Source organism: Dyadobacter linearis, from assembly GCF_907165045.1.
In the GTDB taxonomy this organism is placed as follows: Bacteria; Bacteroidota; Bacteroidia; order Cytophagales; family Spirosomataceae; genus Dyadobacter; species Dyadobacter linearis.
In genome coordinates this window covers 84,917-107,131 of record NZ_CAJRAU010000003.1, presented here as the reverse complement: position 1 = coordinate 107,131, position 22,215 = coordinate 84,917, and the positions used below count along the sequence as shown (strand labels likewise).

At 45.2% G+C, this 22,215-nt stretch carries 20 protein-coding genes; 11 read left to right on the top strand and 9 right to left on the bottom strand.

Annotated elements, in window-relative coordinates; all coding sequences use genetic code 11:
• Window positions 1–17 precede the first annotated feature (17 nt).
• Entirely contained in the window at window positions 18–902 is an 885-nt protein-coding gene (locus KOD92_RS10930; RefSeq protein WP_215233616.1) for a sugar phosphate isomerase/epimerase family protein, read from the top strand.
• A 60-nt stretch (window positions 903–962) separates the two neighbouring features.
• Here KOD92_RS10930 and atpH read toward each other — a convergent pair whose 3' ends face one another.
• From atpH to KOD92_RS10905, 5 genes are all read right to left on the bottom strand, one after another.
• Window positions 963–1,499, bottom strand: coding sequence for an ATP synthase F1 subunit delta (gene atpH / locus KOD92_RS10925; RefSeq protein WP_215233615.1), 537 nt, complete (start codon window positions 1,497–1,499; stop codon window positions 963–965).
• Window positions 1,500–1,514: 15 nt separating this feature from the next.
• A complete protein-coding gene (atpF, locus tag KOD92_RS10920) occupies window positions 1,515–2,009 on the bottom strand; it encodes a F0F1 ATP synthase subunit B (RefSeq protein ID WP_229254626.1) in 495 nt (164 codons plus the stop codon).
• A 128-nt stretch (window positions 2,010–2,137) separates the two neighbouring features.
• Window positions 2,138–2,401, bottom strand: a complete 264-nt coding sequence (gene atpE, locus KOD92_RS10915) for an ATP synthase F0 subunit C (RefSeq protein ID WP_031525687.1) — start codon at window positions 2,399–2,401, stop codon at window positions 2,138–2,140.
• 44 nt (window positions 2,402–2,445) lie between these two features.
• Window positions 2,446–3,540, bottom strand: a complete 1,095-nt coding sequence (gene atpB / locus KOD92_RS10910) for a F0F1 ATP synthase subunit A (protein ID WP_215233614.1) — start codon at window positions 3,538–3,540, stop codon at window positions 2,446–2,448.
• A gap of 407 nt (window positions 3,541–3,947) precedes the next feature.
• Window positions 3,948–4,196: an AtpZ/AtpI family protein gene (locus tag KOD92_RS10905; RefSeq protein WP_215233613.1), complete on the bottom strand. Its 249-nt coding sequence runs from the start codon at window positions 4,194–4,196 to the stop codon at window positions 3,948–3,950.
• A 135-nt stretch (window positions 4,197–4,331) separates the two neighbouring features.
• Here KOD92_RS10905 and porW point away from each other — a divergent pair, with 135 nt between their 5' ends.
• Genes porW through uvrC form a run of 4 tightly spaced genes read left to right on the top strand, consistent with a single transcriptional unit; the run spans window position 4,332 to window position 11,872 of the window.
• Window positions 4,332–6,530, top strand: coding sequence for a type IX secretion system periplasmic lipoprotein PorW/SprE (porW, locus tag KOD92_RS10900; RefSeq protein ID WP_215233612.1), 2,199 nt, complete (start codon window positions 4,332–4,334; stop codon window positions 6,528–6,530).
• Window positions 6,531–6,580: 50 nt separating this feature from the next.
• Window positions 6,581–8,881, top strand: coding sequence for a transglycosylase domain-containing protein (locus tag KOD92_RS10895; protein ID WP_215233611.1), 2,301 nt, complete (start codon window positions 6,581–6,583; stop codon window positions 8,879–8,881).
• 18 nt (window positions 8,882–8,899) lie between these two features.
• The gene (locus KOD92_RS10890; RefSeq protein WP_215233610.1) at window positions 8,900–10,048 is read left to right on the top strand and encodes a glycerate kinase; all 1,149 of its coding nucleotides are present in this window, start codon (window positions 8,900–8,902) and stop codon (window positions 10,046–10,048) included.
• 15 nt (window positions 10,049–10,063) lie between these two features.
• The gene (gene uvrC, locus KOD92_RS10885; RefSeq protein ID WP_215233609.1) at window positions 10,064–11,872 is read left to right on the top strand and encodes an excinuclease ABC subunit UvrC; all 1,809 of its coding nucleotides are present in this window, start codon (window positions 10,064–10,066) and stop codon (window positions 11,870–11,872) included.
• Here uvrC and KOD92_RS10880 read toward each other — a convergent pair.
• A complete protein-coding gene (locus KOD92_RS10880) occupies window positions 11,859–13,085 on the bottom strand; it encodes a BaiN/RdsA family NAD(P)/FAD-dependent oxidoreductase (protein WP_215233608.1) in 1,227 nt (408 codons plus the stop codon). The two genes, uvrC and KOD92_RS10880, sit on opposite strands and share 14 nt — an antisense overlap.
• A gap of 112 nt (window positions 13,086–13,197) precedes the next feature.
• Here KOD92_RS10880 and KOD92_RS10875 point away from each other — a divergent pair, with 112 nt between their 5' ends.
• The 6 genes from KOD92_RS10875 to KOD92_RS10850 are packed head-to-tail and all read left to right on the top strand — an operon-like array spanning window position 13,198 to window position 18,634.
• Entirely contained in the window at window positions 13,198–14,250 is a 1,053-nt protein-coding gene (locus KOD92_RS10875) for a saccharopine dehydrogenase family protein (protein ID WP_215233607.1), read from the top strand.
• A 12-nt stretch (window positions 14,251–14,262) separates the two neighbouring features.
• On the top strand, window positions 14,263–15,801 hold the full coding sequence (amaB, locus tag KOD92_RS10870; protein WP_215233606.1) for an L-piperidine-6-carboxylate dehydrogenase: 1,539 nt from the start codon (window positions 14,263–14,265) through the stop codon (window positions 15,799–15,801).
• A gap of 54 nt (window positions 15,802–15,855) precedes the next feature.
• Window positions 15,856–16,122 (top strand): PqqD family protein, encoded by a 267-nt coding sequence (locus tag KOD92_RS10865; RefSeq protein ID WP_215233605.1) that lies wholly within the window; start codon window positions 15,856–15,858, stop codon window positions 16,120–16,122.
• Between the two features lie 2 nt (window positions 16,123–16,124).
• The gene (locus tag KOD92_RS10860) at window positions 16,125–16,565 is read left to right on the top strand and encodes a lasso peptide biosynthesis B2 protein (protein WP_215233604.1); all 441 of its coding nucleotides are present in this window, start codon (window positions 16,125–16,127) and stop codon (window positions 16,563–16,565) included.
• Between the two features lie 18 nt (window positions 16,566–16,583).
• The gene (locus KOD92_RS10855) at window positions 16,584–17,498 is read left to right on the top strand and encodes a phosphoenolpyruvate carboxykinase (ATP) (RefSeq protein WP_215233603.1); all 915 of its coding nucleotides are present in this window, start codon (window positions 16,584–16,586) and stop codon (window positions 17,496–17,498) included.
• Between the two features lie 14 nt (window positions 17,499–17,512).
• On the top strand, window positions 17,513–18,634 hold the full coding sequence (locus KOD92_RS10850; protein WP_215233602.1) for a nucleotidyltransferase domain-containing protein: 1,122 nt from the start codon (window positions 17,513–17,515) through the stop codon (window positions 18,632–18,634).
• On the opposite strand, the gene KOD92_RS10845 is transcribed toward KOD92_RS10850, so the two are convergent.
• The 3 genes from KOD92_RS10845 to rsfS all read right to left on the bottom strand — a co-directional run bounded on the left by KOD92_RS10845 (window position 18,615) and on the right by rsfS (window position 22,177).
• Window positions 18,615–19,562, bottom strand: coding sequence for an aldose 1-epimerase (locus tag KOD92_RS10845; protein WP_215233601.1), 948 nt, complete (start codon window positions 19,560–19,562; stop codon window positions 18,615–18,617). The two genes, KOD92_RS10850 and KOD92_RS10845, sit on opposite strands and share 20 nt — an antisense overlap.
• Window positions 19,563–19,651: 89 nt before the next feature.
• Window positions 19,652–21,721, bottom strand: coding sequence for an ATP-dependent zinc metalloprotease FtsH (ftsH, locus tag KOD92_RS10840; protein WP_215233600.1), 2,070 nt, complete (start codon window positions 21,719–21,721; stop codon window positions 19,652–19,654).
• Between the two features lie 72 nt (window positions 21,722–21,793).
• A complete protein-coding gene (rsfS, locus tag KOD92_RS10835; protein ID WP_215233599.1) occupies window positions 21,794–22,177 on the bottom strand; it encodes a ribosome silencing factor in 384 nt (127 codons plus the stop codon).
• Window positions 22,178–22,215: the final 38 nt, after the last annotated feature.

The window sequence follows — 22,215 nt, the reverse complement described above, 5'->3', positions numbered from 1 at the left end:
CTTTTTATAAATAACCGATGAACTACGACGAAAAGATTTCGAGGAAATCCTTCATGAAGGCCGGCGCAATGCTGCTGGCGACTCCGATGCTTTCCAAAATAAACTGGGAGCAAAAGGCGGCTTCCAAAATTGGCTTGCAGCTTTATACGCTCCGCAACGAACTGTCCAAAGACCTGCTCGGAACACTTAAAAAAGTGTCATCGATAGGGTACAAGGAAGTTGAGCTTTTTGGATACAACGATGGTAAATTCTTTGGTAAGACGCCGAAAGAATTCAAAACGATCCTGGGCGATCTTGGTTTAGATCCGGTAAGTGGGCATTATGGTGCTGGTGTTGAGAATAAAAAAGCGATCGGCAGTTTGAGCAACAACTGGCAGCAAGCTATCGACGATGCGGCTGAAATCGGTCAAAAGTATGCAGTATGTGCTTATTTGACGGAAGGTGAGCGCAAGACTATAGATCAATACAAGAGCTATGTAGATCTGTTCAATAAGTCGGGAGAAGTGGCCAAAAAAGCGGGTCTGCAATTCGGTTATCACAATCACGATTTTGAATTCAAGAAAATCGACGGTCAGCTTCCTTACGACCTGATCGCTTCTACTGATCCTAATCTTGTAAAGCTGGAACTGGATCTTTACTGGATCGTGAAAGCAGGCATGGATCCTGTTGATCTTTTCAAGAAATATCCAGGCCGTTTCCCACTTTGGCACGTGAAAGACATGGATAAAGGTGACCAATCATTTGCTGAGGTCGGTACCGGCTCAATTGATTTCAAAAAGATATTTGCGGCCAGAAAGACAGCTGGACTGACGCATTTCTTTGTAGAGCAGGATGTAGCCAAGAGACCTCCACTTGAAGCGATCGAGATCAGTTTTCAGAATGTTACAAAAATGAAAGTATAGGAACAAAAAAAGACCCGGCCGCATAGCAGCCGGGTCTTCCAAATTATGCAGATAAAAATTTCAGTTTGTTAACTGTAATTTAAGTTCATTCAACCTGGTCCTCAAAGATGCGTCAATCTGACGGTCTTCAATAGTCAATACATAGCCACCGATAATGGCTGGATTGATCTTCTCGGCAAGTTGTACCGTTCTTCCTGTTGCGGATTTAACGATTTCTTTGAATTGCTGACGCAGTTCCTCAGTGAGCGGGGTAGTAGTCACTACGGTCGCTTTCTGGATTCCCTGGTTCAGGTTATATGCTTTTATGAATTCGTTGGCAATTTCATCCAGGATCGACTCACGGTTCTTTTTGGTGATGATCTTGAAGATCGCATAAGACACCGGGTTAACGCGCGCTTCGAACAGGGCTTTCAGAATACCTGATTTCTTCTCGTGACGAACAACAGGGCTTTTCAATGCAAGCATCAAACCTCTGTTTTTGTCGGCAGTGTCTTTGAACAAAATCATATCCTGGTAAACTGCTTCAAGCACATTCTGCTCTTTGGCGAGTTCAATCAGCGATTTTGCATATCTGGCAGCTACTATACTTACTGACATCGTAAATCAAATGTTTTAATTAAGACGTGCAGAAGAAGCAAGTTCCGCGATCAAATTTTCCTGAGCTTCCTTATCTTTCAATTCACGCTGCAATACTTTTTCAGCGATTTCAAGAGAAAGTGTAGCTACTTCTTTTCTGATTTTTGATACTGCCAGCTGCTGTTCGTTACGGATTGCAGCTTGGGCATTTTCGATCATTTTCTGCGCTTCCACAGCCGCCTTATCTTTCGATTCAGCAATGGTACGGTCGGCCGCATCTTTTGCTTCGCGAAGGATCTGATCACGAACTGCATTCGCCTCAGCTATCAGTTTTTCGTTGTCAGATTTCAACTGGATCATTTCAGCTCTGGTCTTTTCAGCCAGGTCCAATGCACCCTGAATTTCGTTTTCACGGTCTTTAAGTCCTTTGATGATTGGTTTCCAGGCGAATTTGGCAAGGATAAAAACCACCAATAAGAATACTACAAGCATCCAGAATATAAGACCTGGGTTTGGAGTAAGCAATGACATAGAATAATGAGTTTAAGTGTAAGTAGCTCTCTTTTTTCAAAAATCGTGGAAGCCTAATGCTTCCACGAAGAGTTTCATTTTACTTCTCAGCCTAATGCATTTGAAGTAAGGACTAAGTCCAGTGTCGATTAAAGCTTGAACGAGATCAGCAGACAGATAACCGCCGCGAACAACGCTACCGCTTCAATAAGAGCCGCGATGATAAGCATTGCAGTCTGAATAGCACCAGCAGCTTCTGGCTGACGAGCGATACCTTCAACAGCACTTCCACCGATTTTACCGATACCAAGACCAGCACCGATTGCAGCAAGACCAGCACCGATTGCAGCACCGAAAACAGCAAGACCAGCACCGCTCTGCTCAGCAGCTTGAAGCAAAATTTGAAGCAACATAATTGTGTTTGTTTAAAATATAATTGATAAAAAGAGATTCAGAATCAATGTCCGTGGTCAGCATGGCTATGTTCTTCAATAGCGCTGCCGATGTACATGGACGATAAAAGGGTAAAGATAAATGCCTGGATAAATGCGACCATGATCTCGATAAAGTTGAGGAACAGGGCGAAAAGCGAAATAACAGGCGCGATCACGAAACTTTGGAATATAAAGATCAGACCGAAAAGACTTAAAAGGATAATGTGGCCCGCAGTAATGTTGGCAAAAAGCCGAACCATTAATGAGAAAGGCTTCATAAATACACCTACGATCTCAACCGGGATCATAATCAGCAACAATGGAACTGGTACGCCGGTTGGTTTTACAAGGTGCTTATAGTAGTGTCCGTTTGCATTCAGGTGAACGATGATGAAGGTTAAAACCGCCAGCGTCATTGTTACTGCGATATTACCTGTCAGGTTAGCCGATCCCGGAAGCAAGCCCATGATATTGTTGATCAGAATAAAGAAGAACAATGTGAGCAGGTAAGGAAGGTATTTTTCGTATTTCGGACCCACGTTTGGTTTCACAACTTCGTCGCGGATAAAAAGGATGATAACCTCCATCGCGGACTGAAACCCTTTGGGAGCCTTATTCTTGTTGTTTTTATAAAAACGGGCAATGCTTGTGAAAACAAGTATCAGAATAACTGCGCTGATCAGCATTGACGCTACATTCTTGGTAATGGAGAAATCGTAGATCTTGCGGGATTCGTCAACGGGAACAATCTGCTCGGAATCACCGTGAACCAGGTGGTAACCGTTGTATTCGTGGTGCTCGTTGTGGAAGTTAGAAGAAGAAAAAACTTCAAGTCCCCGGTCTGCTGAATAAAGGATAACCGGAAGTGGTATTACTACACCGTGGGTGATTTCCCATTCGTGAGAGTCAGCAATATGGTGCATGATCATGCTGCCGATATCGAACTTCGCTTCTGACTCTTCAAGCTTATGTTCAATTTTATGCTCCTCCTCATTAATGCTTTCAGTCACCTTTTCGTGCTCATGCTGAGTAGGTTCGTCGGCACTTGCCGGAACGCTGAAAAGGCAGGTAGTAGCTACCAGGGCAACTGCAAAAAAACGTTTGATATAGATATACATAAATGCTTGAAATACTATGCTTTGTCAATCGCGGCGCAAGTTACGATACAAACCATATATTTCAAAACATGTATAAAATAAATAGAGTGCAAAAAAGTTGATAACAAATAGGAATGAATCAGTTAGCCCCTGATATAAAAATGCAGCGATGAATACCAAGCTGAGTATGATACGCGCAACGGTGAAGGAAAGGTAAAAAGTGACAAATTTCTCCCGGTTGTTTCGTAATCCTATTTCCATCAGCCGGTGACCTAAAAAAGACAATCCAACAAAGAAGATCAGAATGTACCATATATAGGAGTGAAGAATGGATCCCGGGTAAAAGTATTGAACAAGGAATAATACAATTCCCAAAAAGACTGTCGCTAAAATCGTACGTAACATTTGTAATAATAGGATAGACCGGTTTACGGTTTTGAAAAACTCCGGATCAGCATATAAAGCGAGCCGGCGATAGATGTGAGCGACAGTATAAGGGTCCAAACGGGCACCCCATTTTGCTGGTGATTGTCAAGCCAATACCCTCCATAAGTAAAGAGCAGAATTGTGCCGAGCATCTGAGTGGCCAGCCCGGAATATTTTAAAAACTTGGAAGACTGATTTTTAACCACCAGCTTCCCGTTTTCCTTTCCGTTCCCTGTGCTTTCGCTGTCCATGGTGAAGGTTGATAATATTAAGGTAAAATTGCTCCAAATTTCACAAATGCCATTATCTTCGATACGGTTTTATTTAAAATGCCGTTTTAGTTTTCTAGTAAGAAGAAGAAAAGCACCATCACTAATACCATCCTTGTGATCGAAAGTTTTGCCTCTCATATCAGAAGAATCACACCTTACCTTGCGCTTTCTATCTTGCTGACAGCTTGTTCGCAGTTCAGTACGAGGCCGGGAGCAGTGAATTTTCACAATATTTCTGCCAGATACAATGCGTATTTTATGGCGGAGCAGGATATGCTGGAAGCAGAGTTCGCGATGAAAAAAGCGTTCAAGGAAGATTATAATCAGCTTCTGCCCATATTGCTGCCGATGGATTCTATCCTGGCGCAACCTGTGAAACCGCAGCTGGACAATGCAATTCGAAAAGCTTCGATCGTCGCAGAAAAGCACCAGAACAGCAAGTGGCTGGATAACAGTTATATTGTTTTGGGTAAATCCAGACTTTATTTGGGACAGTGGGCGGATGGTTTGGAAGCATTGCGATATGTATATGCCAATGGTCGCGACGAGAATGATAAAAATGACGCATTGATCCTTTTAATGCGTGCCTACATTGTCAGAAAGGATTATTCCAATGCGCTTGGCGTGGCCGAACACCTTAGCCAGCAGCCGCTCGACAAGTCTTCCATTCGGGATTTTTATCTTACCAAAGCATATCTCCACCAGCAAAACGGTGAATACCTCACTTCTGTCGCGATCCTGGAAGAGACTTTTCCATTGTTGAAAAAATCTATTGAAACTGCCCGCATTCATTTTGCTGCGGCGCAGATGTATGACAGGTTGGGCCAATATGGGCTTGCAAATAAACATTACCGGAGCGTTTCCAAGAACCGGCCTTCCTACGACCTTGGATTCTATTCTGCCATGAATTCATTGCAAAATGAAGTGGTATTGAATCCAAATAAAGACCTGAACTCGATCGGTTTTGATAAGATGCTGCGGGATAGAAAAAATGACGATTTGCGCGACAGGATCTATTTCACAATGGGTTTGCTGGCTGAACACAGAAAACAGATACCGGAAGCAGTAGGATATTTGCAAAAAGCCGCAGTAGCATCAAAAGGGAATTTACAGCAAAAAGCATATACTTACCTGCAACTGGCCAGGATCAATTACGAATCACTTGAAAATTTTGAGGTTTCGAAAGCGTATTATGATAGTGCATTGACCATTCTCCCACGGGAAGCACCGGAATATTTACTGGTTTCAGAAAGAAAACGCGCTCTGGATAGCTTTGTAGCTGAATATACCATTGTCACAACTGAAGACAGTCTGCAAAATCTTGCTAAAATGAATCCGGCCGCGCTGGATAATAAAATTGACGCAATCATTGAGGATCAGGAGAAGCGCAGACTGGAAGCGGAGGCAAACGAGCGAAAAGCAGCATTGGCAGCGCAGAATGCCAATAAGCAGGGCATTCCAAATCCGCTTGCAAATGGAAATGAGCGTCGCTGGGAACTGTATGATCCTGCTTTGATCAATCAGGCAAAACTGGATTTCAAAAGAATATGGGGAAACCGGCCGCTGGAAGATGACTGGCGCAGAAGCAGCCGGCCTTTGCAGGCAGCTTCCGGCAATAACCCGGCAGGTACTGATAGTACAACTGCGGTAAATACGCTTGCAGCCGACGAGGGAATGAAAAAAGGGACGCCAGAATGGGATCAGGCCCACGATCTGCTCAAAAAGAACGTTCCGCTGACCGACGCCCAGTTTGCGGACTCACAATTAAGAAAGGAAACCGCATTGTACGGACTTGGAAAAATTTACAGATTTGACCTGAAGGAGTCACAGCGCGCGATCGCGACTTTTAATAGAATGCTGAGCGAATATCCCCAAACGCAGTACAAGGACGAGATATATTACCTTTTATACCTGAGCTACGAAGAAGAAAACCAGAACAAGGCTTCCTGGAAATCCAAGCTTCTGAGCGAATTTCCAAACTCAACTTATGCCCGGCTGGTCAGTAAATCAACCGATGCTGCTGGTAACTCCGGCAACCCTATTAAAGAATATGAGGCGGTTTACATGCTTTATTCAAAAGGCGAATATGTAAAGGCACTGGAAGATATCGAGCGGAATTTACCCGCGTACAAAGGTGGTTCAATGGAGGATAAATTTGCATTGCTCCGCGTTTTCCTGATCGGCAAAGTAAGAGGCAAAGATGCTTACGGTCAGGCGATAACGGAATTTATGCGGCTATATCCGGCCAGCGTATATCTGCCTCGGTTAAAAGAAATGCAGGAATTCAATTCCCTGTCTATGGGTAAAAGGTAATTTCCTTAAATCCTATCTTTGTTAAACTTCAATAAATAATCCACATCCTGATGATTGAATTGCAACCCGGAAAGTATCGTCGTACCATCATACGTCTATGGAAGTATGTGGGACTTGGAGTCGGTCTGGTTATCCTATATATAGTTGCGGTTAGCTTTAATTTCTTTTGGCTATTTGGAGGAATGCCAGATCTGAAAATTCTTGAAAACCCAAAAAGTGAGCTAGCCTCCGAGCTGATTAGTGAAGACGGAAAATCGCTGGGCAAGTATTTCTTCGAAAACAGGACGCAAATCGATATTTCGCAAATATCTCCCAACCTTATCGACGCACTGGTGGCGACAGAAGATGCCCGTTTTGTAAACCATTCCGGTATTGATGCGAGAAGCTTGCTGCGTGTTTTTAAAGGAGTTGTTTCAGGAAATGCAAGTTCGGGAGGTGGAAGTACGCTCACGCAGCAGGTAGCTAAAAACCTTTTTAATACCCGATCGGAAGAATATGAAGGGTTATTGGGTAAAATACCGGTGGTTCGGATTGTGATCGCTAAAACAAAGGAATGGGTGCTGGCGGTGATCCTGGAAAGAAAATATACGAAGCAGGAAATCATGCAAATGTACCTGAACACCGTATCCTTTGGTAATAACACTTACGGTATTAAGGTTGCTGCGAAAACGTATTTCGATAAAGAAGCCTGGGACCTGAATGTGACCGAAGCCGCATTGCTGGTAGGTATGTTGCAAAATCCGACGCTGTTTAATCCATTACGCTTTCCCAATAATGCGACAAACCGGCGGAATACGGTACTGGCGCAAATGATGAAATACGATTACATTCCCGAAGAGGATTTTCTGGTATACAAGGAAAAGCCACTCGGAATGAACTTCACGGTCGATAGTCACAATACCGGACTGGCGCCTTACTTCCGGGAATCCATGCGGAATTACCTCAAAAGCTGGGTGAAGATCTATAATGAAGAACACGACAAAGATTACGATCTCTATACCAGTGGCTTACGCATTTATACTACCATTGATTCGAGAATGCAGCGCTATCAGGAAGATGCTTTGAAAGAGCACATGAAAGAGCAGCAGAGACTTTTTGACGCGCATTGGAAAGGCAGAAATCCCTGGACTTTCGACAATGGAAAGGAAATACCCGGCTTCCTGACCGCCGCGGCTAAAAAATCACCGCATTTTATCTCGCTGAAAAGAGATCTGGGAGAAGAAGCGGCGTGGAAAATTATGAAAAAACCTTACAAAATGAAGGTTTTTACTTGGGATGGAGAGAAGGAAATGATGATGAGCCCGATCGATTCGATCGCCTATTACAAACGTTTCTTACGTGCCGGGATGATGTCCATGGATCCGAGAAACGGTCATGTGAAAGCCTGGGTGGGAGGTATTAATTTCAGATATTTCAAATACGATCACGTGAAACAGGGTTCACGCCAACCGGGCTCCACGTTTAAGCCGTTTGTATATGTGTCAGCATTGGATAAAAGCTTTCTTACTCCATGCGACCACGTTACTGATCAGCCGGTTTACTTTGGTCCGTCTGACGGCGTGCCGGGAGGCTGGTCGCCTAGCAACTCGAATAACAAATACTCCTATCAGTCACTATCCCTGCGACAGGCACTTGGAAAATCTATCAACACAGTGAGTGCACACCTGATGAAAATGGTGCGGCCTAAGACGGTTGTTGAATATGCACATAAGCTTGGTATTACAAGTAATTTGCAAGCGGTACCTTCCCTTTGTCTGGGAATCAGTGACGTGTCGGTTTATGAAATGGTGGGAGCCTATTGCGCATTTGCAAATGGAGGACACCGCACAGAACCTATGACCATTCTGCGCATTGAAGACCGTTATGGGAATGTATTGCAGGAGTTTTTCCAGAAGCAAAATCAGGAGATCAGCGCTAATATGGCATATAATATGCTCTATCTAATGCGTGGTGCCGTGGAAGATCCGGGTGGCACGGCAGGCAGATTGAGACAGTGGGGCGTAACCGACGGTAATGAAATTGCTGCCAAAACGGGAACAACTTCCAACTATTCCGACGGCTGGTTTATGGGTATTACTCAAAATCTGGTTTCCGGAATCTGGGTAGGCGGTGAGGATCGCGCGATTCACTTCCGTACGATTGCGCTGGGTCAGGGAGGTCGCGTGGCGATGCCGGCCTGGGGGATGTTCATGCAAAAAGTATATGCAGACCAGACTTTGGTCCAATACCGTAAAGGGCCATTTAATAAGCCAGAAAACTACGTACGTGAATGCGGAAATGTGCCTGCCGGCGACAGTACCGACACTTATGTACCGCCTTCGCGCTCCAACGATGAAGGTGTGTTGTTCTAATTTTTTTCAAACCGCCTTGTGAATATTCTCGTTGCACCCGATAAATTCCGCGGTTCGCTGGAAGCGAACGAAGTTTGTGATGCGATCAGGGAAGGGATTTTGCTTGCATTTCCTAAGGCGAATGTGACAACGGTACCGCTGGCAGACGGAGGCGAGGGTACAGCTCAGATTTTGACAAAGCAGGCAGGTGGAATCTCGGTCACCACAAGAGCAACAGACCCGCTTGGCCGCGAAATGGACGCTTCCTACGGTTTATCTTCGGATCACAAAGTGGCATTTATAGAAATGGCCGCCGCTTCTGGTTTGAAGCTCTTAAAAACATCAGAGCGAAATCCTGCATTGACCACTACTTTTGGAACCGGTGAGCTGATATTAGATGCTTTGAATAGAGGCGTAACTAAGATCATCCTGGGAATCGGCGGCAGTGCCACAACCGACGGAGGTATTGGCGTAGCGGCGGCGCTGGGTTACCGGTTTTTAGATAAAAACAATGCACAGCTTGCGCCAACTGGCGAGTCGCTCGGTTTGATAACCTACATTGACACTACCAATGCGGATCCACGACTAAAGGATATTTCTATTGAAGTAGCTTGCGATGTTACCAATCCATTATTTGGTCAAAATGGCGCTGCTTATATTTATGGTCCGCAAAAGGGCGCAACGCCTGAAATGGTAGAAACGCTGGATAATGGACTGAGAAATCTGGCGAGAATAGCCGCTGAAACTTTCTATGAAGATTATAGCGAAATTCCGGGCGCTGGTGCATCTGGCGGGCTTGGGGCAGGTTGTATGTGGTTTTTGAATGCAACATTAAAAGACGGGGTCAGTATCGTAATCGAGCAAAGTAATATTAAGGAGTTGATCAAAAACGCCGATCTGGTAATTACAGGTGAAGGTAAAATTGATGAACAGACATTGAGCGGAAAGGTCGTGAAAGGACTTGCGGACCATTGTCAACAATATGATGTTCCGCTTGCGGCTGTGTGCGGAACACTACAAATTACTTCTGAGCAGAGCCGGGAGGCGGGTATTACTTACGCAGTATCAGTTTTAAACCGGCCAATGGACCTGGAAACCGCGCAAACGGAAGCTTTCGGGTTAGTCCGTGACGCAACTTTTCAACTGGTACGCTTGTTTTTTCAAAAGACCCGGTCTGATAATTCCTGAGCTTATTTACATTAAATGTCTGAATTCAATTACAAAGAGGAGATTTCAAAAATCCCAATGGATCCCGGAGTTTATCGTTATTTCGACGAAACGGGGGAAGTTATCTATGTGGGCAAAGCCAAAAGCCTGCGGAACCGCGTTTCGAGTTATTTCCTGAAAAATAATCAGCACGACAGAAAGACAAGAAGGCTGGTCAGTCAGATCAGGCGGATTGAATATACCATCGTTTTGAGCGAGTGGGACGCACTTTTGCTGGAAAACCAGCTGATCAAGCAGTTGCAGCCCAAATTCAATATTCTACTAAAAGACGATAAAACATATCCCTTCATTTGCATTACCGACGAGCCTTTTCCAAGGGTATTCCCAACCCGGAATATGGAGCGCGGCAAAGGTACTTTTTATGGCCCTTTCGCTAATCTGAGGTCCATGCACACCTTGCTGGATATGTTCAAATCGCTGTACCAGATCAGGTCCTGCCAGCTTCCGCTGACCAAGCAGAATATTGAAGCAAGAAAATTTAAAGTTTGTCTGGAATACCATATTGGCAATTGCAAAGGTCCGTGCGAGGGATTGCAAACTGAGCCGGAATACAATGCCGAGATCGAGCAGGTTCATAATATCCTGAAAGGTAACCTGTCTTCTCCCCAGCAGTATTTTAAAGAGAAAATGCTGGCTGCGGCTGAACAAATGGCCTTTGAAAAGGCGCATTCCTGGAAAACCAAGATCGAACATCTTTCCAATTTCCAAAGTAAAGCAACGGTAATCAACCCAAGAATCGGCAATATCGATGTACTCACGATCGTGTCGGATGAAGAATCGGCTTATCTCAATTTTATGAAAATAAAACAGGGATATATGGTCGCGACGCAGACGATTGAGGTGAAGAAAAAGCTCGACGAAACGGATCACGAGATTCTCGCGATGATGATCATTGAAATGCGTTCCACTTATGGTTCAGAAGCGAAAGAATTGATTTCTAATATCAAACCAGACCTTGAAATGCGGCTCGAAGTAACTGTTCCGCAAATTGGTGATAAGAAAAAGCTGCTGGATATGTCCATGAAAAATGTGATGTATTTCAGGCGCGAAAAAGCGGAGCGGCGAGAGGTGGAAGCTTCGGCGACTTCTTCAAAAAAAGACCGCATACTGATCAGGTTAAAGTCGGATTTGCAGCTGAAATCGCTTCCAAGGCATATTGAATGCTTTGATAACTCCAATATCCAGGGTACTAACCCGGTGGCCGCAATGGTTTGTTTTAAAGAAGGAAAACCCTCGAAAAAGGATTACCGGCATTTCAATATCAAAACCGTGATCGGGCCCAATGACTTCGCCTCCATGAACGAGATTGTGGGTCGGCGATATCTCAGGGTGATTGCCGAAGAGCAGCCGCTACCCGATCTGATCGTGATAGATGGTGGAAAAGGGCAGCTCGGCGCTGCGTGCGACGCATTAAAAAGTCTGGGTATTTACGGACAGATTCCGATAATAGGTATTGCGAAAAGGTTGGAAGAAATCTATTTTCCAGAGGATTCTCTGCCGCTTTATATTGATAAAAAATCAGAATCACTGAAATTGATTCAGCAAATCAGAGATGAGGCTCACCGTTTTGCGATCACATTCCACCGCGATAAACGTAGCAAAGGAAGTCTGGTAAGCGAGCTTGAAGGAGTAGTAGGTGTCGGTAAAGTGACGGCTACCAAGTTGCTGAAACATTTTGGCTCGGTGCGTGGTATTCGTGAAAGTTCACTCGAAACGCTTACAGATCTGGTAGGGCTGGACCGTGCGAAAAAAGTACGTGCCTATTTCGATGCTATGGCTGAGTAATGCCAATATTTTTACCCGCAATATAACCCGTCGTCCAGGCATTCTGGAAGTTGAAGCCGCCGGTAATGCCATCCACGTCCATTACTTCTCCGGCAAAGTACAAACCAGGAACCGAGCGGCTTTGCAATGTGTCGAGGTCAATATCTGCCAACGCAATGCCGCCACATGTCACGAACTCTTCTTTAAAGGTAGTTTTACCACTTACCTTAAACTGACTGTTCGTTAATACCTCGGCCAACCTGTTCAACGATTTGTTGCTTGCATCAACCCATTTCAGGTTCTCCGGAATTTCGACAATATCTGTAAATGCCTTCCAAAGCCTTAGCGGCAGACCAAACCGTGCATTGGAAGCGATCTGCTGTTTGGGCGTTTTATTTCGCTCGCCGGTCAGAAATTCCCTGACCTGCTGCTCGTTTAATTCCGGCAGCCAGTTTACTTTGCAATTGAAATTGTAGTCATTTTCAGCCAGTTCGCGCGCTCCCCAGGCTGATAGTTTTAATACTGCCGGCCCGCTCAAACCCCAGTGCGTGATCAACAGCGGCCCGCGCCATTCAAATTTGGTACCCATAATTTTCACCATCGTATCCTGAACAGACACGCCGGCGAGCGGCAGCAGGTAGTTTTCAGGAGTATTAAATGTGAAAAGCGACGGAACCGGCGAAATGATCTGGTGCTGGTGCTTTTCGATCCAGTCGAAACTGCTTAATCGGGGATAACCGCCGGTAGCAATCAGGAGCCGATCGGTCTCCATACTTTCATTTTCGCCTATATTTAATACAAAACCTCCGTTTTCCTTTGGAACAAAAGAGTCCACGGTGGTACTGGTGCGGATCTCGATGTTTAGCAGTTTTGCGGTCCGGAGCATACATTCGATCACCGTATGCGATGAATCGGAGATCGGAAACATTCTGCCGTCGGGCTCCGTTTTCAATTTTACCCCGCGTCTTTCAAACCAGGATACGGTTGCATTAGCGTCAAATCTGGGCAGCAGCTTCCGCATCAATTTTTCTCCCCGTGGGTAATTTTTAATGAAAAAACGCAGGTCAGTAGGGTTATTGGTCACATTACAGCGCCCACCGCCCGAAATGCGGACTTTATTCAAAACTGTCCTGTTTTTTTCCAGAACAACGATTCTGGCTCCTGGAAATGTCTCGGCGGCGGTGATGGCAGCCATAAAGCCGGAAGCGCCGCCTCCGATAATTGCGATGTGCATAGGTATTGATTTGATCATGCAAAAATGAAATGTAAGTTTTAAAATCTGGTATTTCTTTTCATATCTTTCAAACCCCTTGAAAAAATTTAACTAAAACCAGCAAAAACTATACATGCAAAAAATCCTCGTTATCGGTTTAGGCAAAGTCGGCTCCCTCGTGGGAACGCTTTTAAGCAAAAGATTTACAGTTACAGGCCTGGATAAGGCATCGCCATCTTCCAAACTACCATTCACAGTACATGCTGGTGATGTAAATGATCCGGCCACACTCGACCAGATGCTGGCTGGGCAGGATGCTGTCGTTTCCTGTATGCCTTATAATCTCAACCTTCCTATTGCCCAAAAAGCTTACGAACACAGCATTCACTATTTCGATCTTACCGAAGATGTAGGCACCACCGCCGCGATCCGCGAGCTTGCCAAAGACAGTAACAATGTTTTTGCGCCGCAATGCGGACTTGCGCCAGGTTTTATAGGAATAGTAGGGATGGATTTGGCAAAGCGATTTACCAAACTTCGGGATATTGAGCTCCGGGTAGGCGCATTACCACGCTACCCGAACGGATTAATGGGCTATTCGTTCACTTGGTCGCCGGCAGGTGTCGTGAATGAATACATTAATGATGCAGAAGTGATCCACAATGGTGTCCGCAAAATGGTGCCGTCGCTGGAAGGCATTGAAATGATTAATATCGAAGGCCAGGAATTCGAAGCATTTATTACTTCGGGCGGACTCGGAACAATGTGCGAGACGCTGGAAGGAAAGCTGGATACGCTCAATTACAAGACGATCCGCTACCCGGGACATTGCAGCCTGATGCGTTTTATGCTGTATGAATTGTGTTTAAAAGACAAACGGGAGCTGGTGGAGCAGATATTAACCGAAGCCAAACCGCCTGTCCAGCAGGATGTTGTGTACGTATATGCGGTTGTGGAAGGCTGGAAGGAAAACCGGCTGGAACGCGAGGAGTTTTATAAAGCCTATCATCCTGTCGAGATCGACGGCATGCATTGGCGCGCTATTTCCTGGACAACTGCTGCTTCTATTGCCTCAGTTGTGGAACTGGTGGCAGACGGAAAGTTGCAGCAAAAGGGTTTTATCAGACAAGAAGACATATTACTGGCCGACTTCATGAGCACAGAGAATGGTCAGTTTTTCAAATAAAATCTTATTAAAATGACTGATATAAAAATCGTTTTAAGCAAGCTGGGTATTCAGGATCTTAATAATGGGATCAGTACCGGGCAGAAAAGCTGGATTGGTGACGGGGATGTGATCGAATCTTTTTCACCGGTGAACGGACGAAAGATCGGTGGCGCTAATCAGGCAGAGCGAAGTGATTATGATGCTGTGGTGAACAAAGCAGCCAGCGCATTCAAGTCCTGGCGGGAAATGCCGGCTCCTAAAAGAGGTGAAATTGTTCGGCAAATGGGCGAAGAGCTCAGGAAATTCAAGTCCGAACTAGGTACGCTGGTAAGTTATGAAATGGGCAAAAGTTTGCAGGAAGGGCTGGGGGAGGTTCAGGAAATGATCGATATCGCCGATTTTGCAGTGGGGCTGTCGCGCCAGCTTTATGGACTAAGTATGCACAGCGAGCGCCCACAGCACAGAATGTACGAACAATGGCACCCGCTGGGTATTGTCGGGATTATTTCTGCATTCAATTTTCCGGTTGCAGTATGGTCTTGGAATGCGATGCTTGCGTGGGTTTGCGGGGATGTTTGTATCTGGAAGCCTTCGGAAAAAACGCCGCTTACTGCGCTGGCTTGTCAAAATATTATCAAAACAGTACTTCAAAACAATAAGATCCCGGAAGGTGTTTCGTGTGTGGTTACTGGCGGACGCGACGCAGGTGAGTGGCTGGCAGGCGATCCGCGCATTGCGTTGGTATCCGCAACAGGCAGTACCCGAATGGGCCGGGCAGTTGCGGAGGCAGTCGCGAAAAGACTGGGACGCAGCTTGCTGGAACTGGGCGGAAACAATGCAATAATCGTTTCGCAGCACGCCGATCTGGCAGTTGCGATTCCGGGTATTGTTTTCGGGGCAGTAGGCACAGCCGGTCAGCGCTGCACTTCTACGCGCAGGGTAATTTTGCATGAAAGTATTTTTGAAGACGTTAAGGATAAATTAGTTCGAGCCTATTCGCAGCTGAGAATAGGCAATCCGCTCGACCCGGAAATTCATGTAGGGCCTTTGATCGATATTGATGCTGTGAAGGAATATGAGAAAACCGTTCAAAAGGTGAAAGACGCCGGTGGAAAATTTCTGGTGGAGCCGCGGGTGCTGACAGGCGATGCGTTTTCGTCCGGCTGCTACGTCGCGCCATGCATTGCTGAGGTTGAAAGTCAGTTTGAAATTGTACAGCACGAAACCTTTGCCCCGATTTTATATTTAATCAAATACAGCTCGCTGGAAGAGGCGATCGAAATTCAGAACAGTGTGCCGCAGGGGCTGTCTTCCGCAATCTTTACGCTGAATATCAGGGAGTCGGAACAATTTCTGTCGCAAGCTGGCTCCGATTGTGGCATTGCGAATGTCAATATAGGCACGTCGGGTGCAGAGATAGGAGGGGCTTTCGGAGGTGAGAAGGAAACGGGCGGAGGAAGAGAATCGGGTTCAGATGCGTGGAAAGCGTATATGAGAAGACAGACGAACACGATCAATTTCGGAAATACGCTGCCGCTGGCGCAGGGAATAAAGTTTGAGATTGACTGAGTAAAATTTTTAACTTTGTAGAAGTGGCATAGCAATCATTTCAAGCTTCTCTAAATGAAATACCAGTTAACCTCAGATCAGATTTCTTCGAAAGTAGCAGGTGAAACAGTTATTCTGAATCACAAAAAAGGAGCATATTATGGTCTCGATGAGGTAGGTGTATTGATCTGGGATTTGCTTGAAAAAGGCCCGCAGACTCTTGAATCGCTTTGTGAAGTTGTGGAGAGTGAATATGAAGTCGACGGGGAAACTTGCAAAAGTGACCTGGAAGTTTTACTTAAAGATCTGATGGCAGAGAAATTGGTTGAAATAGTTAAATAGATGTGACGAACTTGCGCAGGTTTATCGGTAAATGGAATGAATTGTCCGGCTCAGCTAAGCTGACTTTCATCAAAGCCGCGACCAGTTTGCTTTTAGTAAAGCTTGGGCTCGCATTGTTACCGTTTTCATCGTTTCGCAAGGTTTTTCACTGGTTTACCAAAACGAAATCTGTCGAAGAATTACCGCAGGCGCAAATCGACCAAACCGTGTGGGCAGTCGATACTGCTGCAAATTTGCTGCCTTTCGAGTTGCTATGTTTGCCCCGGGCGTTGGCGACGAAGTATTTGCTGAGAAAAGTACCTTCGATGACGCTTGAAATAGGGATTGAAGTGAACCCGGCCAAATCGTTTGAAGCGCACGCGTGGATAGAAAAGAATGGAAATATTATCATTGGCGATTGGCCCGACAGTGTTTCCTATAAGCGCCTCTGGGTTTGGGAATGATTTAATTGATTGATATACATGCATTATTATAAGGCCTTCGGGCTGAATATCCGATCTGAAATTCCCCTGTCCGAACTCCTAACCGGCGACGCCAACGCCTCGGTGGATCTGCACATTAAGATTGGCGGGGTAGTACTTCCCACGCTGACAAAAACTCAAATATACCGCCGGGCTGCCCGCGCATCTTTCGGTCAAAGTGAAGATAATCTGTATCTTTTTTGGGAGAATATCGCAGCTTTCCAGGCCAGAAACGGCAATATTTTGATCGTAGATACATTCTCCGACGACGCCAACCTGCTAAGCCTTTTTACGATCAGTGAAGCATTGGGCCTGATTTTATTCCAGAGAGGGTTGTTTCTGCTTCATTCCAGCTCGGTAATGGTAGGGGATGAAGCCTGGTGCTTTATGGGCGCTCCCGGGACAGGTAAATCAACAACTGCCGCTGCGTTTATCAAAGCAGGTTGTCAGCTTTTAAGTGATGATCTTACTGCTATTAAAATTGAAGAGAATGGAAAGGTCAACGTCATCCCGGCTTACCCGCAACTGAAAATCTGGAACAAGACTGTTGAAGGTCTTCACTACGAAATGGCGGATTTGAGTCCGGTGAGTGAGGGAGTTAATAAGTTTGCCTATCAGCCCAAATCCACTTTTCCTGATCAGCCGGTCGCATTGGGTAAGCTTTTCTTTTTACACAAAGCAAAAAACAGGGCTGCCACTGAGCATTTAAGTATTACCGAGTTGCCTGGGGAACTGATAAAGCACTTTCCACTGCCCGTCGAATTGCTCACCGGCGATTATTTAAAGAGACATTTCATGCAGACAATCGTTTGCGCAAAGGTTGCGGAAACGTTGAAAAAGCGACGCCCTGAGGGTTTTGGTAACTTGGAAAAATGGGTAGAAGAAAGCCTCGCATTAAGTACTGACGAAAAATGATTCTAACACCCGAGATGAGCTTACTGATAAAGGCATCTTTGGGTGATGCATGTACGCTGCCATTTCCGGTCGAACAAAGGGAAATTGATTGGGTCAAATTACAAAGGCAAGCCAGGTGGAATCAGGTTCGGCCACTACTTTTTGAAAATCTACCGGAGCCTGCTGCAGGCGATCGTGCTGATCGGGTAGTCGCTTATCTGAAAGATTTCAGCGTTGGTCAGGCGGTTACCAATATGGCCTTTTCCGGTATTTCTGTCGACTTATACCAACAACTTACAGATCGCGGTATCTCGGCATTTTTAATGAAAGGCGCGTTGTGGGCCTGGATGCTTTATGAAAAACCGGGTTTGAGGGAATTTGGAGATATTGATTTTTTTGTAGCCAAGCATGATATCAAGAACAGTCTTGCCGTTTTTTCTAAAAATGGCTTCGAACCTGACAGCTATCGGCAGTATCTGCTCAATGAAAAGGATACTTCGGAGGAATACCTAAATACCGATTATCAGCTCCCGTTAACTCCCATTGAAGAAAATACATTACAATCGCTTGAAATTCAATGGAATTGCAGCTATCCGAGGTATTTATTCAACTTCTCCTGGGAAGAGCTAAGTCAGGATATGATGGAATTTACCATCATGGGAAAGGCGGTCAAAATACCCAGAATTGAAAACCAGTTCCTTATGATGCTGGTACATCACGCGGGTGTTGAACAGTGGGATAAGTTGAAATATATGGCAGATTTCGTTCGGCTTCTACAACGTTTCGCCCATTCAATGGACTGGCAATATGTTACCGAAGTCGCCCGCCGGAAAGGTTTCTATAATCTGATGATGGAGTCGCTAGGAGTTGCAGCCGCATTTACCGGGGGAAATTACACAAAGCTCGCTGATGCAGCTCACATGAAAAGCTACCCTTCCAAAGCTTTCCTGACGGAAATTCTGCAACATTGGGAAGATGAAAGAGTATCCGTAAAAACGAAGTCTCTACGGATACTATCTTACAATATGCGTTATCGGGATGATTTAGAAACGAAGTCAGCCATTCTCGCCGCTCATGTGGGTTACGCCACACATTGGCGACTGATCTGGAATAAATGGGTTTGGTACAATCGTCAGACTAGTCAAGCTTCAAAGTGATCCGTCCCTCAATCGTGTGACCCGGAGCCAAAATATTCAGTCCGTCACCCGAGTTGAAACTATCTACATTCGCTGTAAGTGGCTCTATCGCAATGCAATCTCGTGCAGGTGGTGTATAAATCACCAGATAATTGAATTTGCCTTCGCCCGTTTGCTGTGTGATTTTTAATGTAATGTGCTGATTTTCCGAAATCAATTCCGTTGTCGCAGCGGCACCGTCGCTGCTTACCACGAAAGCATTGTCAAATGCTTTTTTGTACAATAGGGTTGGCTTGTCAAGCGCCAGATTCGCTGTACCCGTTGGAATCTGATTATCGTCAAAAGTTACGACGGTATTGGATGGTATATTGATCTTCCAGGCATCTACATCTTCATTTCCAAGCACAAAATACGGGTGCCAGCCAAACATGACCGGGCAGGGCTGAGTGCCCTGGTTCACGGCGTCGTAGTCGACAGTAAATCGTCCATCCGAATGCAATGCATATTGAACCTGGAATTTTACCTGAAAAGGATAACCATCAGGCGAGTCGAGTTGGTAGGACAATTTCAGCAATGCATGATCTGAATGCACCGCTTGTTCTTCCAGCTGAAAATGCTGCTTTCTAACTAATCCGTGAATTGCATTCTGGTTTCCGGTTTCGTTCTTTTCCAATTGATATTCCTTTCCGAGAAACCGGTATTTCCCTTGTGGAATGCGACTGGCGAACGGAAATAGTAACTCACTGGCGCTTTTGGAATCTTCCCTCAGCATTTCAGGAGTTGGAGGCGTTTTGAGGATAGAGAAAAGGGTTAACTCTTTGCGCAGGGAAAGCTGACGTACTATTGCTCCCAGCTCAGGAACAATCACACACCTGTTACCCGTAGTGCTTTCCTGAATAACATATTCATCCAGATCACCGAATTGCTGCTTGAAAATTTCGAAAGACATATTATGAAGTTTATGTGTTGCCACGAGGTCAAAAAAATAGCCGGGCGATTTACTGCCCGGCTACTATTTTATGTTATTTATTTCAATTTCTAGTCATTTGAAGCACCTTTTTCAGCTTCTGCCAATTCTTCCTCTTTCTTCTGATCATCCTTCTCTTTCTCCAAAGTGTGCTTCACAACTTCTTCGTGAATAGCAGCTTCTTCATTAGAGCGACGATTGATGTAAGCCTGGTAGCTCGTTTCCTTTTCGTAAGGGCGTTTGCCGATCAGCTTTTCAAGGTCACTCTGGAACAGAATTTCTTTCTCAAGAAGCTCTTTTGCAAGTACTTCCAAAGCTTCACGTTTCTCGCTCAAAAGGTTTTTAACAAACTGATAGGCTTTGTCAACCAACGTTCTTACCTCTTCATCGATAGCCTGTGATGTGGCTTCTGAATATGGCTTGGTAAATGCATAATCGGATTGTTTTGAATCATAAAACGAAATATTTCCGATTCTTTCATTCATCCCGTACATCGTAACCATGCTGTAAGCCACTTTCGTAACTCTTTCCAGGTCACTCAATGCGCCGGTAGAAATTTTACCGAACACAACATCTTCGGCAGCTCTTCCGCCAAGTGTCATGCACATTTCGTCAAACAACTGCTCCGTACGATACAGATACTGTTCACGCGGGAGATATTGTGCATAACCTAGCGCGGCTACACCGCGCGGAACGATCGACACCTTAACCAACGGATCAGCATGTTCCAGGAACCAGCCTGCTACTGCGTGACCTGCTTCGTGGTAGGCAACGATCTGCTTTTCTTCCGGTGAGATCAATTTATTCTTTTTCTCCAAACCACCGATCACACGGTCCATTGCATCCTGGAAATCCTGCATAGTAACTTCGTCGCGATTTCTACGAGCTGCGATCAATGCAGCCTCATTACAAACGTTCGCAATTTCAGCACCAGCAAAACCAGGGGTTTGTGAAGACAACTTCTGAATATTAACGTCAGTAGCCAGTTTCAAAGGTTTCAAATGCACTTTGAAAATAGCCTCGCGGCCAATTACATCCGGCTTATCAACAGAAATTTGTCTGTCAAAACGGCCTGGGCGAAGTAATGCCGGATCCAGTACATCAGGACGGTTGGTTGCTGCTACGATAATGATACCAGAATCGGTAGCAAAACCATCCATTTCAACCAACAGCGAGTTCAATGTATTCTCACGTTCGTCATTTGAACCTGGCATTGCGCCACGTCCACGTGAACGGCCTACTGCATCGATCTCATCGATAAAGATGATACAAGGCGCTTTTTCTTTGGCTTGCTTGAAAAGATCACGAACACGCGCCGCACCCACACCAACAAACATTTCTACAAAGTCAGAACCTGACAGGGAGAAGAACGGAACACCAGCTTCACCGGCTACTGCCTTTGCAAGCAAAGTTTTACCAGTTCCCGGAGGTCCTACTAGCAATGCACCTTTTGGTATTTTTGCACCCAGTTTCTTAAACTTATCAGGGCTCTGCAGATATTCTACGATCTCTTTAATCTCCTCTTTCGCTTCATCAAGTCCGGCTACATCATTAAATGTAATCTTAACCTTGTTTTCGGCATCGAAAAGTGTAGCGCGTGATCTCCCTATATTGAAGATCTGGCCGCCGGGACCAACTCCTCCGGACATTCTGCCCAGGATGAAGTACATCACCAATATCATTACAATAAAAAAGCCCCAGGTTCCGAGGAAGCTGGTCCAGTCATTACGGGTATCTACCACAAAAGGCACTTTGTCATCATCAGGCACTTTCTCCTGAATCTTGTCAAAGTCCTTCTTGAAAGTTTCTGCCGACGTTACCTGAAATTGGTAATGCGAAGCAGTTTCGCCGCCGAAGTAGTTATTTTCCTTTGCAACAACCTTGTATTTGTCAGATTTTAGAGCCTCTGGCTTCAAGGTAACCTCCACAGACTTATCGTTCACGATGGTTACTCTTTCAACCTCCTTATCCGCCATCATCTTTTCAAAACGCTTCTGAGTAGTCTCGCGAATGGTTGATGTGCGGTTCAGGTAGGTTATCCCGAGTATCGTGGCTATAAGAGCGGCTATGATCCAGCCCTGATATCCTTTTTGGGGACTTTTAGGACTGAGAGGCCCTCTTTTGTTATCGTTTTCGGACATTCTTTTGTTTCTAATTAAGAGGAAATTTATTTAACAACATTTGCGGCAGGTCGAATGTTCGCCTGCCGCTCTTTATACCACGGAATCTTCCAGGTATGTCACCTCTGCATCTCCCCAAAGTTCTTCCAGATCATAATGCTTACGGCGATCTTTGTTGAATATATGGGCTACAACGTCCACATAATCAATTAAAATCCACTCTCCATTAGCCTTCCCTTCTTTCTGCCAGGGTTCCGTCTTGGACAGTTTGTAAACCTCGTCTTCGACCGAAGTGGCCAAAGCATCTATCTGTGTATCGGAGTTTCCCGAACAAATAACAAAAAAATCAGTTATTGAATTTTTAACTTTTCGGAGGTCGAGAATTGCAATATCCTGGCCTTTCTTTTCTGTCATTCCTCTTACAACCAGGTCGGAGAGATCTTTTGAAGATAGTTCTTTATTTTTGCGTTCTTTCATGCGTAATGGATTCCTTTCTAAACCCTAAAGTAAAGCAA

Coding starts and splice junctions, on each gene's coding strand:
- KOD92_RS10930 (WP_215233616.1), top strand. CDS start 18: ATGAACTACGACGAAAAGATTTCGAGGAAATCCTTCATGAAGGCCGGC.
- atpH (WP_215233615.1), bottom strand. CDS start 1,499: ATGTCAGTAAGTATAGTAGCTGCCAGATATGCAAAATCGCTGATTGAA.
- atpF (WP_229254626.1), bottom strand. CDS start 2,009: ATGTCATTGCTTACTCCAAACCCAGGTCTTATATTCTGGATGCTTGTA.
- atpE (WP_031525687.1), bottom strand. CDS start 2,401: ATGTTGCTTCAAATTTTGCTTCAAGCTGCTGAGCAGAGCGGTGCTGGT.
- atpB (WP_215233614.1), bottom strand. CDS start 3,540: ATGTATATCTATATCAAACGTTTTTTTGCAGTTGCCCTGGTAGCTACT.
- KOD92_RS10905 (WP_215233613.1), bottom strand. CDS start 4,196: ATGGACAGCGAAAGCACAGGGAACGGAAAGGAAAACGGGAAGCTGGTG.
- KOD92_RS10895 (WP_215233611.1), top strand. CDS start 6,581: ATGATTGAATTGCAACCCGGAAAGTATCGTCGTACCATCATACGTCTA.
- uvrC (WP_215233609.1), top strand. CDS start 10,064: ATGTCTGAATTCAATTACAAAGAGGAGATTTCAAAAATCCCAATGGAT.
- KOD92_RS10880 (WP_215233608.1), bottom strand. CDS start 13,085: ATGCACATCGCAATTATCGGAGGCGGCGCTTCCGGCTTTATGGCTGCC.
- KOD92_RS10875 (WP_215233607.1), top strand. CDS start 13,198: ATGCAAAAAATCCTCGTTATCGGTTTAGGCAAAGTCGGCTCCCTCGTG.
- amaB (WP_215233606.1), top strand. CDS start 14,263: ATGACTGATATAAAAATCGTTTTAAGCAAGCTGGGTATTCAGGATCTT.
- KOD92_RS10865 (WP_215233605.1), top strand. CDS start 15,856: ATGAAATACCAGTTAACCTCAGATCAGATTTCTTCGAAAGTAGCAGGT.
- KOD92_RS10855 (WP_215233603.1), top strand. CDS start 16,584: ATGCATTATTATAAGGCCTTCGGGCTGAATATCCGATCTGAAATTCCC.
- KOD92_RS10850 (WP_215233602.1), top strand. CDS start 17,513: ATGAGCTTACTGATAAAGGCATCTTTGGGTGATGCATGTACGCTGCCA.
- KOD92_RS10845 (WP_215233601.1), bottom strand. CDS start 19,562: ATGTCTTTCGAAATTTTCAAGCAGCAATTCGGTGATCTGGATGAATAT.
- ftsH (WP_215233600.1), bottom strand. CDS start 21,721: ATGTCCGAAAACGATAACAAAAGAGGGCCTCTCAGTCCTAAAAGTCCC.
- rsfS (WP_215233599.1), bottom strand. CDS start 22,177: ATGAAAGAACGCAAAAATAAAGAACTATCTTCAAAAGATCTCTCCGAC.